Genomic DNA, 16,620 nt, shown 5'->3' with positions numbered 1-16,620 from the left:
AGTGGACACCACCGCCTTGGCCCAACGCATCATCTCCCGACTCCCCCACGCCACCGCCGTCGCCCGGGAAGCCCTCGATATCGCCGAAGACCTCCGCACGCTCGGGCACTGCGTACCCGCCGACGACTGGCTTATCGTCGGCGGCTCCCTCGCCCGCGGCGAACCCACCTTCATCCGCCATGACGGTAAGCCGCTGCTGATCAGCGACGTCGACCTCCTCTACGTCCACTACGGAGACCATCCCTCAACCCAGATCCACGAACTCGTGTCCCTCGCCGAGAAAAACTTCACCACAGTGGATTTGATGACCTTGCCGCTCAGCGACTACCGCGCCATCCAAACCTCCCTCGGGCACGACTTCAAAAATCTCGGCCTGCCCGTCACCGACCGCGGTCTACCTGAGCACCACCCCGTCCCACTCGACGTCCGCGACGCTTACGAAATACTGCTCTACTACACGCAGGCCTACTTCTGGCTCGGCCTCCACGACCAATGGTCTGCCGGAACGGCTTCCACGCACTTCCACCTGCTCATCAGCCGCCTGTGCGTAAAGATCCTGCGAGCCACCGGCATGCTCGACGGCGCCTACGCCCACCACGACTTCGGTCACATGGCACCGCACCTCGCCGAACAGATGCGCGCCGAGCTGCGCTGGCGCGCTGACCCCACCCAGCCGCCGATGGACCCAGGACGATTCTGGACCTACCTCCACCACGCCTTCACCCGTTTCGACACCGAGTTCGGACAACCACGCCCCGACGCGGTCAACTACACCCGCTACGCCGTGACCAGCAGCGGCCGAATCGTCGCCCGACACCACCAAACCGTCCACGCCCTCGCACGCGTCATGGCCGACGCATGGCACACCACACCCGACCCGACCGCATTGACTACGGTGAAGCAGCGCGCCTGGGAACGCATCACCGGCTGGACCGGCACCGCACACCGAGAAAGCCCCGAAGACCACTTCCGCGCGCACAAACAGACCATCCACGACCACCTACTCGCCATGAAAGTGCAGGTCAGATGAAAATCCTGGTCACCGGGGGTGCAGGATTCGTCGGAGCCACCGTCACACGACTGCTCCTCGACGCCGGACACAAGGTCACCGTCATCGATGACCTCTCCCGCAACGACGACCGTCAAATCCCGACCGACGCCGAATTCATCAAACTGCGCGTCCACGACATCGCCCAAATCCTCACCCCTAACGCTGGCTACGACGCCGTCCTGCACTTCGCCGGCCTCATCGCCGCAGGCGAATCCATGCACCACCCCGAATGGCACTGGGACAACAACACCCGCGCCTCCCTCGCCCTGCTCGACGCTATGCACACCGCCCACGTCAGCCGACTCGTCTTCTCCTCCACCGCCGCCGTCTACGGCGAACCGACCCATCTGCCCCTGCTCGAAACCTCACCCACCAACCCGGTCAACACCTACGGCGACACCAAACTTGCCATCGACAAAGCCATCACCACCTACACCCGCGCCTCCACGCTTGGCGCGATCTCCCTGCGCTACTTCAATGTCGCAGGCGCACACGACTGCGGCGACGGCACCATGATCGGCGAACGCCACAACCCCGAAACCCACCTCATCCCCCTCGCCCTCGACACCGCCCTCGGCCACCGCGACAAACTCACCCTCTACGGCGACGACTACCCCACCCCTGACGGCACCTGCATCCGCGACTACATCCACGTCACCGACCTCGCCCACGCCCACCTCCTCGCCCTCAACAACATCCACCCCGGCGAACACAAGATCTACAACCTCGGCAACGGCATCGGCTACTCCAACCACCACGTCATCCATGCAATCCGCGACGTCACAGGGATACCGTTCGATATCGAGACCGCACCACGACGACCCGGCGACCCCGCCACCCTTTACGCCTCCTCCCAACTCGCACAGAAGGAACTCGGATGGACACCGCAAAAGCCGGACATTATGGATATCGTGCTTGATGCGTGGAAGTTCCACAGTCAGCATTCCGCCTCCTGACTACCGAGAGGGACTGTGGATCTAAGGGTGTTTGCGGCCTGGCGCCGTCCAGCCTCGCCACGGCATCGTGGTAGGCGCGGCGGAACCCTTGACGGGGGTGGCTGCGCGCCCGGTCACCTCGAAGTGTTGCCGTGGCCGAAGCGACCTCGGGAGACGATGGGGCCGCTCTACTCCTATGCAGGCGTCAGCGCTAGTAGCGCTCCCTCGGCGGGAACGGCACGGCAAGAATAATCGCGGTGGCCAGCTTCCCAACTGACAGCATGCCGGCCGACCCCACGGCAACGCGACAAGACATTATCGCTACCTTCGCCGAGGTGACGACGTATTGCGACCAGACGAGCTACGGCCAACTCCACGTCCCAGTCGATGTAACGAACTTCGTACCGCTGCTCAACGACGCGGCCTACTCCCACCGGCGAACGGAGCCACCGGCTACCTGAACGTCGACAACGCCGTGCTCGACTACCGGGTGGTCGCAATATTGGGGACTGGCCACTCTGGCAGAATCGAATTTCGGAACCGGGCAACCTCGACGGAAACAGGAGCGTCTTGACTGCGGCACTCGAAGACCCAGAAGTCGGTCACTTGGTCCGTGTTCGCGGACAACAGTGGATCGTATCAGACGTCGATCGCAGCAGGCAACCGTGCGACGAGCTTTCCCCGACCGCGTTGCCTGGTCGCACGCTTGTATCGCTGAGCAGTGTCAGCGACGAGGATCTCGGCCGGGAGTTGACCGTGGTCTGGGAGATCGAACCCGGTCGTGAAATCCTGCCAGTTACTAAACTTCCCGCTGTCACGCTCGACGGGTTCGACGATCCGCAGCGCCTCGGCGCCTTCTTGGACGCCGTGCGCTGGGGAACGATCGCGAGCGCCGACACCAAGACCCTGCAGGCGCCATTCAGGTCGGGAATCACCATCGAGACCTACCAGTTGGCGCCGGTTGCGCGGGCGTTGGCGATGCCGCGGGTGAATCTGCTGATCGCCGACGATGTCGGTCTCGGTAAGACTATTGAGGCGGGACTTGTCGCACAGGAGCTACTGCTGCGTCACCGCGCAAAGCGGATGATGGTGGTCTGCCCAGCTTCGTTGACAGGCAAGTGGAAAGACGAAATGGCCGACAAGTTCGGTCTCGGTTTCACTATCCTCGACGCAAATGCCCTTCGTGAGCTCCGCCGGTCTCACGGTCTGCTGGCGAACCCCTTCACCGTGTTTCCTCGCACGATCATCAGCCTGCAGTGGTTGCGTACACCTCGAGTGCAACGGCTACTCGACGAGGTCCTTACCGATGAGACCCGCCATTCCGGCTTCATCGACCTGTTGATCGTCGATGAGGCCCACCATTGCGCGCCACCCGCGCCGCGAAAGACCACGGGGTATGCGGTCGACAGTCTCCAGACTGGTGCTGTTCGCCGACTTGGCAAGTACAGCCAGCACCGGATATTCCTGTCGGCGACACCGCATAACGGCTACCGCGAATCCTGGCAGGCCCTGTTGGCGATGCTGGATCCGCAGCGGTTCATGCGAGGAGTTAGCCCCGACCCCAAGGCACTGAGTGAGGTGATGATCCGCCGACTGAAGGACGACTTGTCCGACGAGAACGGTCGCCCGCTGTTCCATGGCCGGAAGACTCATGCGATTGAGATCGACTACGCGGCTTCCGAACGCGAGGGCCACGAGCTGCTGGAGCGTTACCTGCGCGCACGGCGGTCGAAGGTTACCGGTGACCGGGTGCGCGCGAACGACCTAGTGGCGCTGCTGTTGAAGAAGCGATTGTTTTCCTCTCCGCTTGCTTTCGCTCGAACGCTGGAGGCGCATCGGCAGACCATTGAGCATGGAACTACGGCTGACAACGAGTTGCCCGACTACCTACAGGAGGCCATGGGTTGGGACGATTATCTCGTTGATGACGAGTCCAGCGCCCAAGCTGAGCTGGAATTCCTCCTGGCTACCGGGAATGGCACACCGGCCGACGGCGATGTCGCAGCGGAACTCGGTGCTCTGGCGATATGGGCTGAACGCAACGTTGGACCGGCTGACAGCAAGGCGCGGGGGCTGCTCGATGAGCTAGAGGTGCTCGCCGAAAAAGATGAGCGCGTGATCGTATTCACCGAGTACGTGGACACCCAGCGATGGCTGGCTGAACTCATCGAGGCGAATGGTCTCGGCGGAGACCGACTCGGCTTGCTGTACGGCGGCATGGACGACCGCAAGCGCGAACACCTGAAGGCTGCCTTCCAAGCACCTCCGGACCGCCACCCGATCCGGGTCTTGTTAGCGACGGATTCGGCGAGCGAGGGTATCGACCTCCAGCGGCATTGTCACCGCCTAATTCACTACGACATCCCGTTCAACCCGAATCGACTCGAGCAGCGGATCGGTCGTGTTGATAGGCACGGCCAGTCGCACGAGGTCCTTGTTAGTCACTTCGTCGGCGCGGACTGGAAACACGCGGCCCCCAACTCCTACGAAGCCGATCTCGAATTCCTCAGTCGAGTGGCCACGAAAGTTGCGGTTGAGCGAGAGGATCTTGGCAGCGTAAACCCGGTACTCGCAGAAGCTGTCGAATCAAAGATGCTTGGACGGCCTCTGCTTGTCGATCCGACCACTGTCAAAGCCCATCCGAGTGCCCACCTTCTCCGAGCCGAGCGAGACTTGCGCGCTCAAATTGCCAGCCTGCGCGCACAACTCGACCATAGCGTGACTGACCTTCACGTTGGCCCCGCCAACATCCGCCGAGTGGTCGACACAGCGCTGGCATTGGCACAGCAACCCGCTCTGCACGATCGCGAGCCCGGCATCATCGAGCCGCCCCCGCTGCGTAGCGGCTGGGAACGCACTCTTGAGGGCATTGAGGACTCGCTCACCGGTAAGCTCCGGCCGCTGACCTTCGACGCGACTCTCGCCAGTCCAGATATTGTCTACGCCCACCTTGAGCATCCCTTGGTTGCCCACTCGACGCGCCTGCTCCGCAGTGCGATCTGGGGGGACGCATCGAACCTGAACCGGGTTGCGGCAGTTCGCGCCACACTCCCTGTGGAAGCGGGTATTGAGGATGTGCTCCTGACGGTGTTCGCGCGCCTAGTGGTCGTGGGCAGTGATGGCGCACGGTTGCATGAAGAGATCATGTTGACCGGCAGGGCGCTCGCCCTTACCGGTCGTGGTAAGCGGCTGGAACTCGAGAAGCCGCGATACGCGCAGCTTCGTGCAGCCATCGAGAATGCGTTGGAACCGGATCAATGCCGACTTGCCCCTCAACACGTCTGCGAGCAGGTGGCGGCCGATTGGGCTCGCCTGGAACCTCTGCTCGCAGAGGACGTGCAGGTACGTGCGAACGAACGGCTGTCGAGCCTCGAGCGGGCGCTTGATCGCCGTCGCACCGACGAACTGGACAGGACCCGTGGGCTGTTCGTCCAGCTGAGGCAGACACTTCAGAAGGCCGTGGACAGTGATGGCAGCGTGCAACTGAGCTTCGATGATCTCAACACGACCGAACGTCACCAGGTCGTCCGTGACCGGGAGGCATGGCAGACGCGGCTGGACGGTCTCGATGAGGAAACCGAGCGGGAACTTTCGGCGGTTTCCGCGCGATATGAGAACGTGCGCGAGCTGGTGTTTCCCTTTGCTGTGGCAGTCATCCTGCCGGACGGAGTTGGCGCGTGAGCTTGCAGGTGCGTAAGAGCCGCGGCGGGGGCGGCAAACCTCATTCGTGGCTGGAACTGTTGCAAACATCGGGACCGTTCCTCACGCTGCCGGTACTCAAGCGGGTGTTCGGCGACTCGATGCCCGCCCTACCGACGCCGGTCCGGGCTCGCATCCGTGTCGCTGCCGAGGTCATGATGCGTTCCGGTGGCGATACTCGGCGGGAGTTTATCGACGCCGTACTCGACGACGTGTTGGACTGGGGCGCGCGACGCGCTGTCGAGTTACCCGAATCGATGACAGCCCAGGTGCATGAGCATAACCAGCTGGTGCGCGCCGACTTCGCTTTTCACGTGCCCACAGCTGAGGATGACGGGGACGCAACTGATTCAGAATACCGACTACTCGGTGTGGCGTTGCCGTGGGGTATACATCCGTTGTCGCGGAGCACGATTGGTTCATGGACCGCGAGTCCTGTGGAGCGACTCGCGGTCTTGCTGAGGGCGCGCAATGTGCCGATCGGACTGGTGACCGACGGTCGCTGGTGGGCCATCGTCTGGGCACCCCGCGGCGGCGCCATGGGGGCTGCGGTCTGGGATGCGAGTGTATTCAGCGAGGAGCCCGATAGCCTGGCTGCGCTGGCCGCGTTGCTCGAACGTCGACGCTTCCTAGGGGTTCCCGGCAAGGACCGTTTGCCCGAGTTGCTCATGGAAAGCGCAGAGCGACAGGAGGACATCACTGATCAGCTCGGTGTTCAGGTGCGCGACGCGGTCGAGTTGCTCTTGGCAACTCTCGATCGGCTTGACGCGCACTCCGAAGGACGGCTGCTCGACGGTGTCGATGACGACGAGCTGTACTCCGGTGTCGTCACCATGATGATGCGAATTATCTTCATTCTCTTTGCCGAGGAGCGTCGCCTGCTGCCCAGTGACGACGACCTCTACAACGCCGGATACAGCATTGGCACGCTGGAGACCGAGCTGAGCGAACACGCAGCGCTGTATGGAGAACAGACGCTCGAGCATCGGACCGGCGCATGGCACCGGCTGCTGGCAACCTCGCGAGCCCTCCACGGTGGGGTCGCCCACGAGAACCTCCGATTGCCCGCCTACGGCGGCAGCCTCTTCGATCCAGATGCCCATCCGTGGCTCGAGGGACGTGCCGCTGGCCAACCATTCGCGACCGCGCGGCCACCAGCAATCGACGACCGGACCGTTCGGCGCATGCTCCGCGCGGTGCAGTACGTGGAACTGGGTACGGGGAAGCATAAGGAGCAGCGGCGCCTCACGTTCCGGGCACTCGGCGTAGAGCAGATCGGATACGTCTACGAAGGGTTGCTGGAACTCGAGGTGCGCACGGCGGCCGAGGTCGTCGTGCACCTGGAACGACACAAAGACTGGCCACGCTCGAAGCTGCAGTGCGAGGTGGGCATCACCGAAGTTGGCACCTGGGTCGACGTCGTGCCACCTGTGGTAGCCGAGCAGGTGAAAAAGCGCACCGGTTGGACCGAGGGCAAGGTCGAGGCGCTGCTGCGAGAGATGCTCGATGATACCGTCCTCTCCAAATGCCTCGGTGAGTCCAATTCAGCGCTCCCCGTCCTTCGAGCGATCGCGCCCGCTTTACGACGTGAACGCGAAGTCCCGGTACTGACGTTGCCCGGCAGGCGCTACGTCGCACCCAGCACACGCCGTGCGTCAACCGGAACCCACTACACACCGCCACAATTGGCCGAACGGATCGTGGCGGGCGCGCTGGAACCGCTCGTCTATCGGCCCGGACCGCTCGAAACTGCCGACCGCGACCGTTGGACGGCGCGACCGAGCGACGAGATACGGAACTTGCGCATCGCCGATATCGCGATGGGATCCGGAGCATTTCTGGTAGCCGCGTGCCGGTATCTGGCGGACCGGCTCCTCGAAGCACGCGGCGCTGAGGGTGAAGAACGGGCGCTACGCGAGCAGCGTCGGTCGGCGGCAGGATTCGCCGACGCGGAAGTTCCGCCGACATTGCTTGCCGCCCGGCGCGAGATCGCCGACCGCTGTCTTTACGGCGTGGATATCAATCCACTCGCGGTCGAGATGGCGAAGCTATCGCTGTGGCTGGTCACCATGGACCCGCAGCGGCCGTTTGGTTTTCTCGACGATCGGCTTGTCGTAGGTGACAGCCTGCTCGGAGTGGTGACCGCAGAGCAGTTGGACACACTGCATATCGACCCGGTCGCCGGTCGCCGGCTACACGAGACCGGTTTCGACTACTCCGACTCTTGGCACGCAACGTTAAGTGCCGCAGCAGACTTGCGGCGCAAGATTGCCGCGCACGACGTAGCCAGCCTCCGCGATCTTGAGTTCAAACAGCGGCTGCTCGCACAAGCTCGGCAGGCCACAGCGGAAGTGCAAGCGGTCGCGGACTACCTGACCGGAGTCGGGCTGACGAATGCGTCTGCGGCGGCACGGAAGGCGGACAGCGCGTTCATCGCGGCCGGAATCGAGATCGGCAACCGGCTCGATTCGGGAATTGGCGAGTTGCGTAAGGCGGCGGACGCGCTTATCCAGGTCGGGCGACCGGCAGACATCGCCGAGCGTGCACCTCTACATTGGCCGCTGATTTTTCCCGAAGTATTGGCCGACAACCACGACCCAGGTTTCGACGCTATCGTAGGCAATCCCCCCTTCATGAGTGGCAAACAGATATCCGGCGCTGCGGGGAAAGACTATCTCGCGTGGTTACAGCGGTATGACGGAGCTGGCAAGCGAGGCAGCGCCGATCTTGCCGCCAGGTTCGTGCTACGGGCGCAACGGCTTCTGAACTCGCGTGGACAACTCGGATTCATCTGCACGAATACCCTCGTTCAGGACGGCACCTTGGAGATCGGTCTCGCTCAGGCGGTTGAGCGGGGGATCACTATTCGGATGGGCCTGAGCAGCCACAAGTGGCCATCGAGCGCGAACGTGGAGATTGTGGAGGTGTGGGCAAGCGCCGCGCCGGTCGCGAAGGGTGGCGAGCGGTTGTTGGACGGTGAGCTGGTGCCAGAGATTGGCGCGGACCTACAACTGATCGGCAGGGTGAGCGGACCAAGGTATCGACTCGCCGAGAACGAGGACATAGCATTCATCGGCTCGCAAGTCCAGGGGCTGGGGTTCACGCTGAGTTCCGCCGAGGCGGCCGTGCTAATCGAGCGCGATCCGCGCAACGCCGAAGCGTTATCGCCGTATGTAATTGGCAATGACCTTACTCAACGACCTGATCACTCCGCTAGTCGTTGGGTTATCAATTTCCGAGACTGGCCGCTGGAACGTGCGGAGACGTACCCGGATCTGATCGAAATCCTGAGGCAAAAGGTTAAGCCTGAGCGCGACAGATCGAATCGAGATGCACATAGTAAGTATTGGTGGCGATACGGCGACCATCGCCCGGGCTTGTACGCGGCAATCGCCGATCTCGACCATGTGCTAGCTATCTCACTGCATAGCAGCGTGGTTATGCCGGTCCGTGTTCGCACGGGCCCAGTGTTCGCGCATGCAGCTGCGATATGGGCACTCAACGACTTTGCCTCCCTGGCTGTGCTGTCATCGAACATCCATCTCAGCTGGGTTATCCGCTATCGCTCCACGCTGGAAACACGAACACGGTACGCGCCGTCGAATATTTTCCTGACCCTCCCTCGTCCCGAACCGGGGCCGCTACTACACGAACTCGGCGAACGCCTTGACTCCGAACGCCGCGAGTTGATGCTGGGCCGCAGTTGGGGCCTGACTACTACGTACAACCATGTGCATGACCCGTCCGATAGTGACGCGGCGATTGCGAACTTGCGCGAGATCCACACTGCTATCGACTACGCCATGCTCGACGCGTACGGCTGGTCCGACCTGGAACCTGAGATCGGCCATCACCAGACCACAATCGGTACCCGGTGGACGTTCGGTGCGACCGCTCGCTTCGAGCTCCTCGACCGCCTGTTAGCAGAGAACCAGAAACGGCACGCGCTGGAGGACAACGATTAGCCCAAGTAAGACCACTCGCTATGGTCCAGATCGGCCCTCGTACAGGACCTCTTGACCATGTCTGCGGTCGTTGTCAGTGCGATGTCGTAGCGTTCACGCAGACCTCAAACCACATACGGGGAGCAGATGACCAGCAAACCGGGTAGCCACGACACCACGACATCGGTTGATGTCCGTGACGAGCTCGAAGATCGCCTTGAGCGTGACCTTCATGGACCGTGGGATGGCCCCGAGGAGGAGCTTCTACCGGGGGTTATGCCCGCGGAACGGTACTTGTTGGGCCGTTTGGTGCCGTACACAGCTGTTCCTGCGCAGCCGTACGATGGCGACAGGGAGGAGCCGGAACCCCCAGCACCCGGCGACCCGTCGATCACCGACATGAGCGAGCCTTCTGCCAACCACTCTGATGACGATGACACCCCGCCCGAGGCTACCGTCCGGTCGGGCAGCCGCGCGGCCTCATCGATGGGCATGTCATTTTCCGTGCCCCATGATGTGGATACCGTCACCGTAACGGCGAATTGGGGTCGGTACAGCCGTGTGGCCTCAGAGATCCACGAGACCGAACAGGGCAGGCCGCGCCGGGTGTGGAAACGCGAACCCTGCGGGGGTTCGGTCGACATCGACGTGAGCGTCAGCAATGACGGATCCGGCATCCCAGACCCCGGGTTCGAGCGAGTGGTGCTCAAGTGGACGGTTCGGCACCGAGGTGAGCGGCGCATCGTCGACGTCGCGGTAGTCAATGACCAGCAGATACCGGACAGCGGAATCGATTCCGCACGAATGTACCAGGTTTCACTCACCGTGACCGCGCTCGATTCCCACACGTCGGTATTTCTCGGTCATAACGACCCAAACCTGCCGGAGAACACCGCCGATCAGTTCGATCACGAACGCCGGGCACTCGAACTGCTTTACCGAGAACGCCGCGAATACGCGCATGGTCGCCAATGTGCCGTAACAGCCGAGGTTCGCTCCGGAGAACCTCGCGCATGGCGGCTGACGACGACATGCTTCCCGCAAGCCGAGGTTCCGCTGGTGGTTCCGGGTGCGGCGGATTCGATGCCGGGACTCATTCTCGACATGGCCCGGCTAGGCAGCCCGGACCTCGCACGTGATGACCTGATTCGAGCGCTCAAGCCACTGGTGCGCGGCTATCGCAAGTGGCTCAATGAACAGGAGGGAAGGCTCGGCGAGCCTGAGATCTCCCGTTACGCACCTGCAGGCGAGAACGCTCTTGCCGATGCTCGCCAAGTGGGCGACCGGCTTGAGCGGGCCATCAAACTGCTCGCGGACAATGGGCCCGCGCGTGAGGCGTTTCGATTCGCGAACCAAGCGATGGCACTGCAACGCGTCCGCGGTGAGGTATCCCGGCGCCGTGCCGTTGAACCTGAATTGGAACTCGATACGCTCCTTCGCCAGTACGAGGTTCCGAAACAACGCAGCTGGAGGCCATTTCAGCTCGCATTCGTCTTGCTCTGTCTGCCGGGTTTGACGGACCCCACCCACGAGGATGCACAGCGTGGGGAAGATGACGGACAGGTCCAGCTGCTGTTCTTCCCCACCGGTGGCGGCAAGACTGAGGCATATCTCGGATTAACTGCATACACACTGGCGATCAGGCGTCTGCAGGGCGTCGTCGGGTATGGTGGCGAGGCCCGAGACGGTACCGATGGCGTTGCTGTGTTGATGCGATACACACTCCGGCTGCTGACAGCCCAGCAGTTCCAGCGAGCAGCCGCTCTCATCTGTGCGTGCGAGTGGCTGCGGCGGGAGCGAATCGCTGGCGGCGACGGAAGATGGGGGCTCACTCCGTTCAGGTTGGGGCTTTGGGTCGGAGTTTCTGTCACACCGAACACGTTCGAGAACGCTAGGGACGAGATCGAGGGCAAGAAGGGGTACGACGCCGAAGTCGGGGGCGTGTTGCAGTTGGTTGCATGCCCTTGGTGCGGCTTGCGGCTGTCTCCGGGTAGAGACGTCAGCGCCGACGAGCGGCGGCGCCGCATTCTCACCCACTGCTCCGACCCAGAGGGCGCATGCCCGTTCAGCCGCCGACAATCGCCCGGGGAGGGTCTCCCTGTTCTTACCGTCGATGAAGAGGTGTACCGGCTGACACCGTCACTGATCATCGGAACGGTGGACAAGTTCGCGCAGCTGCCCTGGCGGTCCGCGACGGCGACATTATTCGGTCAAGTGGACATGCGATGCTCGCGCCACGGGTGGCAGAACCCAGACTTCGGCAGCTTTTGCAAGTCCAAACACCCGGCTGTGGGCGACTATCCCGCTGTGAGCCCGACACCGGCAACACGTTTGCGCCCACCGGATCTCGTGATCCAAGACGAGTTGCACCTGATCAGTGATGCATTGGGGTCGATGGTTGGACTCTACGAGACGGTCATCGACGACCTCTGCAGCTGGCCTCAGGCCGGAAGGAGAATTCGGCCTGTTCTGGTTGCGTCGACGGCGACCGTGCGCCGTGCCGCCGATCAAGCCGAGCAGGTATTCGCCAGAGGTCTGACGATTTTTCCTCCTCAAGTCTTGGACGCCGGTGAGACATTCTTTTCGACCACCACGACGCCCTCACCGGAGAATCCAGCTCGAAGGTATCGAGGCATCTGCGCTCCGGGCGAAAGCCTCAAGGCAGTCGAGATCCGGGTTATGTCTGCGGTTCTCGAGCACGGACAGTATTTGTACGACAAGTATCGCGAGCTGGCCGACCCGTATATGACCGCCGTGGACTACTTCACATCGACTCGTGAATTGGCGGGCATGCACCGACTTGTCGATGACGACGTTGCCGAGCGCCTCGGCAGCCTCAAGGTCCTCACGCGTCGCCGTCGCCCGATGCAACAGGAATTGACCAGCCGAATGCCGAGTGCACGGATCACCAGCACATTGGCGGCGTTGGACCGTTCATTCGACTACCGTTTCGATTCCACCGACGCACTGGACAGGCTCCGGGCCGACAAGACCCTGGCAGCCGAGTTCCGGGAACGAAACCGACCGATCGACGTACTGCTGGCAACCAGTATGCTCCAAGTGGGAGTCGACGTTCCACGGCTTGGTCTGATGCTGGTAACGGGCCAGCCGAAGAACACCGCCGAGTACATCCAGGCGACCTCCCGCGTCGGCCGCGACAAGGCCAAGCCCGGACTTGTGCTCACCATGTTGCAATGGTCGCGCCCACGCGACCTCGGACACTTTGAGACTTTCATCTATGGGCACCAGACGTTCGGCGCCCGGGTGGAAGGAGTGACCACAACACCGTTCAGCGACAGGGCGTTGGACCGGGCATTGGCGGCGATTGTTGTCTCCGCAGTGCGACAGTCGAGCATGTCGGCCCTAGAAAATGATGCGGCGAACTGGGTTTCGCTCGACAGCTCAACCGCGAAACGCCTGATCGGCCTGCTCAGTGCACGGGCGGGCCGGGTTACCCATGATCAACCGACTGTTGATGAAGTCGGTAGGCGGGTTCAGAACCTACTGGACAAGTGGGCCAAGAAGCGGAAAGTTCTGCCCACCGGCATACTCGGGTACAAGGAGGCACCCGATGTCGCTGGTCTGCTGGTCGAGCCCGGAACCGGTGCATGGGAAAGCTTTACAGCGCCGATGAGCATGCGGGAAGTCGAGGCCGAGGTGCTACTCCAGTTGCAGAGCGTGGATTCCAGCGTGATGGATGCTCCGGCCTGGACATATGGTGGTGGGGAGCAGTCATGATGAATCGCAGCGCCAAGCCAACAACTGATCCGTCTCGGATCGGCAGTATCCGACCCAGCCATCTGGTGACGACCGCCGGAATCGGGGCAGTGGTAGATCTTCCGTCGATGAGCGTCGTCGTGCGCGGAGCCGATTCTTGGAGCGCGGTCAGGCAAGAGGTCCTTATTGAGCCTCGCTTGCTCGAAGAGGTTCGCCGTGTCCTCGGTGACCAAGTGAGCGCGCTGAAGAGCGCGCCATGGGATCCGCATGCAGACGATGATCCGTGGACCCGCGTCGGTGTGCCCGTCGCGCCATTCCCAGGATGGGTTCGTTGCCCGGCATGTTTCCGTCTTGGGCCGCTGCACGGGTCGGAACAGTTCACGGTGGTCCACCGCTGGGGCCGAAGGCCCGACCTGGCCAAGATCGTGCATTCCGGTTGCGTAAAACAGGGAAATCGTGCTGATGCCAAGAAGCGCGCATGCGTGCCAGCGCGATTCCTTGTGGTGTGCTCAGATGGTCACCTGGACGACTTCCCATACAGCGAGTTCGTCCATGCCAGTGGCACGAAGGGCCCGTGCGGCGTCACGAAGCTCCGGATGCACGACTCTGCAAGCACGCTGCAGCCGGTCGTGACCATAAGTTGCGAGAGTTGCGGTGCCAGCGCAAACATTCAGCGAGCTTCAGGCAAAGACGGCTCGGCGAACTTACCTGACTGCCGTGGCAGACACCCGCACCTACAAGCCTTCGAAGCCTGCGGAAATCCATTGCGGATGATCGTCCTCGGGGCGAGCAACCTGTGGTTCAGCGTGACAGCCAGCGCGCTCCACCTGCCCCAGGCCGACGGTATCGAGGAAATCATCGCCGCTCAATGGGATCTCCTCGCCGAACTACCGAAAAAGCTTGTATCTCAGATAGTTAACGGCATGGAGGAATTGCGGTCGCTACGTGACGTTCCGATCGACCAGCTCTGGGAGGCGATCGAGAAACGGAGAACGCTTGGCGACTCTCCTCAATCTCACGACGCAGACCTGCTCGATGCCGAGTGGAAGTTGCTGTCGCGTCCGACGACAGAAAAACAGGATGAAGACTTTCGCGCTGTCCCCAATAGTGATGTTCCACAAGGATACTCACGGATCATTGACCAGGTTGTCCGTGTCTCCCGACTACGGGAGATCCAAGCCTTGGTCGGATTCACTCGGCTGAACGCACCCGAACGCCGGAATTTGCAACCCGAGAACCTGGTGAAGCTACGCAACGGTCCAGCGAAATGGGTACCGGCCGTGGAAAAGCGCGGAGAAGGAATCTTCCTTGAGTTCAACGAGTCTCGAATCAGGCAATGGGAATCACAGGCGGAGGAGCATCCACGCATAGTCGCGCTGCGCGGCGCATACCACGCGTGGAAGTCCGCAGTCGGAGAGCAGCCACAACCCGCTCCTCCAATCGCTCGGATGGTCCTGCTACATACGCTGAGCCATTTGTTGATCCGACAGGTCTCCCTCGAATGCGGCTATTCTTCGGCGAGCATCCAGGAGCGCCTCTATCTAGGACGACCGGGCGCGCCGACAGCAGGTCTCCTGCTGTCGACAGCGGCAAGCGATAGCGAGGGAACCCTGGGCGGTCTGGTCTCCCTCGGTGAAACAAAGCACCTCAAGCGCTTGCTTGACGGCGCCATGCACGACGCCATGCGTTGCTCATCGGACCCCTTGTGCAGCGAACACGTGCCGACTTCGGAGTCGCCGACATTGCACCTGGCCGCGTGCCACGCCTGTTTGTTCATTTCGGAGACGAGTTGCGAGACCAACAACCGGTGGCTCGACCGGGGTGTGCTTGTTGACATAAGTAGAGATGGGCTGGTCTTTCCGCTGTGATTCCCGAGGATCTCCGGGCGCTCGTCGAAGTTGGGACGAGCCTGCCTCCGTCGGAGGTCGAGATGATTGCCACCGCGGCCCACAGTGGATTCGATTCACTTCGATCTCTCCGGAGGCGGTCAGCTGGGGCACTCCGTCACGCGTGCTCAGTCGTTTTGTCAACGATGGACAGGGCACAGGACGCCGAAGTAAGTGGGGTCCTTCGCGGTGCATGTGCCGGTATTGCCAATTCCGCGGCAACCGCCGACATCGTCTGGACTGGCCCCGACGTTCCAGGCAGCGTGTCCCGGCTCACCTCAAGTGTCATTGCCAGCCTGGTCGACGAGGCGCGGAGAGAAATTCTGCTGATCAGCTACGCGATGCACAGTGAGCCGACTCTCGCGGCAGCGATGGCCCGAGCCGCCACCCGGGGCGTGTTCATCCAACTCTTGTACGAGCGTCCGGTGGACAACCCGGGCTTCACCGGCTTCTCTGTTCCATTCCCCAACCTCCCAGCGCGCAGGCTGTGCTGGCCGGCAGAGAAACGTCCGCCAGGCGCTTCCATGCACGCGAAGGCACTCGTTATCGATCGGATGACCGCGCTGATCGGCAGCGCGAATATAACCGGCACCGCGATGCTACGAAACATCGAACTCGGCACCCTGCTGCGTGACCGATCGGCCGCGGCCCACATCGTGGAATCCGTCGAAAGTCTGATGGCGCAAGGGATTTTCACGCGTTGCGCGCCAATGTGACGGTTGGGCGGGCGTCGCTCACTTCAGAGAAGAGCACAACGCTCCTCGGCCAAGCTTGCTCAGAGGTGGCGGCACAGCCTGGGCTTGGATTCTTCCTAGTCCTCCTCATCGGTGCCTTCGGGCTGTTCGGCCCGCTGCGGGTCGTCGTCGTCAGGTCGTTCAGCGAGATGTAGTGGTGGTGTGGGACTCTGGGTTCGGTCGTCTCAGCAGGCGGCCTGTTGGCATAGGCGGGCGGTGAGTGCAGCGAGCTCTTGTTCAGGCCAGGTTCCGGCGTTGGCTGTCGCGATTCCGATAGCGGTCAGGCCGTGCCAGTCTTTGCCCACGGCAGTACTGGCGTGGGCGGGGACTGTCCAGCGCGTGTAGCGGGCGCCCACGCGGGCATGTATTTGTGTTGATCTGTATGTGCGGGACAGCCGGGCGAGAAGCCACTGCGGATGCCATTTCCGTCGTGTTCGTACAGGGTGGAGCGCGGGAGGTTGGGCTGATTGGATCGGCGGTTCTTGTGCCGTGCCCGCGAACTGAAGTCCCGGCGTTGTTGGACGAGTTGTCGTTTGATCACACCAGCAACTAGGACCCAGGCGCCGTTGGAAACTTGGACCTATGCGATCGCACGATGACCGAAGAAGGAGGACACCGATCTCCCGACAAGGCTGTCAATGCCGACCCAAACCT

General features: G+C 62.2%; 8 protein-coding genes. 7 read left to right on the top strand and 1 reads right to left on the bottom strand.

Translation table 11 applies throughout. The annotated features are described in order from the left end of the window. Position 1: 1 nt before the first annotated feature. From ACL03I_RS20230 to drmC, 7 genes are all read left to right on the top strand, one after another. Positions 2 to 1,030, top strand: coding sequence for a nucleotidyltransferase family protein (locus tag ACL03I_RS20230; protein ID WP_412806686.1), 1,029 nt, complete (start codon positions 2 to 4; stop codon positions 1,028 to 1,030). Further along, positions 1,027 to 2,007, top strand: coding sequence for a UDP-glucose 4-epimerase GalE (galE, locus tag ACL03I_RS20225; RefSeq protein WP_412806685.1), 981 nt, complete (start codon positions 1,027 to 1,029; stop codon positions 2,005 to 2,007). Before ACL03I_RS20230 ends, galE begins: the two co-directional genes overlap by 4 nt. Before the next feature lie 549 nt (positions 2,008 to 2,556). Further along, a complete protein-coding gene (gene drmD / locus ACL03I_RS20220) occupies positions 2,557 to 5,667 on the top strand; it encodes a DISARM system SNF2-like helicase DrmD (RefSeq protein WP_412806684.1) in 3,111 nt (1,036 codons plus the stop codon). Then, positions 5,664 to 9,650: an Eco57I restriction-modification methylase domain-containing protein gene (locus ACL03I_RS20215; RefSeq protein WP_412806683.1), complete on the top strand. Its 3,987-nt coding sequence runs from the start codon at positions 5,664 to 5,666 to the stop codon at positions 9,648 to 9,650. Before drmD ends, ACL03I_RS20215 begins: the two co-directional genes overlap by 4 nt. A 126-nt stretch (positions 9,651 to 9,776) precedes the next feature. Further along, positions 9,777 to 13,367 (top strand): DISARM system helicase DrmA, encoded by a 3,591-nt coding sequence (drmA, locus tag ACL03I_RS20210; RefSeq protein ID WP_412806682.1) that lies wholly within the window; start codon positions 9,777 to 9,779, stop codon positions 13,365 to 13,367. Then, positions 13,364 to 15,214 (top strand): DrmB family protein, encoded by a 1,851-nt coding sequence (gene drmB, locus ACL03I_RS20205; protein ID WP_412806681.1) that lies wholly within the window; start codon positions 13,364 to 13,366, stop codon positions 15,212 to 15,214. Before drmA ends, drmB begins: the two co-directional genes overlap by 4 nt. After that, the gene (gene drmC, locus ACL03I_RS20200; protein ID WP_412806680.1) at positions 15,211 to 15,948 is read left to right on the top strand and encodes a DISARM system phospholipase D-like protein DrmC; all 738 of its coding nucleotides are present in this window, start codon (positions 15,211 to 15,213) and stop codon (positions 15,946 to 15,948) included. The genes drmB and drmC overlap by 4 nt, the downstream gene beginning before the upstream one ends. A gap of 203 nt (positions 15,949 to 16,151) precedes the next feature. Here drmC and ACL03I_RS20195 read toward each other — a convergent pair whose 3' ends face one another. Then, a complete protein-coding gene (locus tag ACL03I_RS20195; RefSeq protein ID WP_412806773.1) occupies positions 16,152 to 16,439 on the bottom strand; it encodes an RNaseH domain-containing protein in 288 nt (95 codons plus the stop codon). Positions 16,440 to 16,620: the final 181 nt, after the last annotated feature.

This window comes from Nocardia sichangensis (assembly GCF_047200615.1).
Lineage (GTDB): Bacteria > Actinomycetota > Actinomycetes > Mycobacteriales > Mycobacteriaceae > Nocardia > Nocardia sichangensis.
This window is presented reverse-complemented; position numbering and strand designations above follow the sequence as displayed.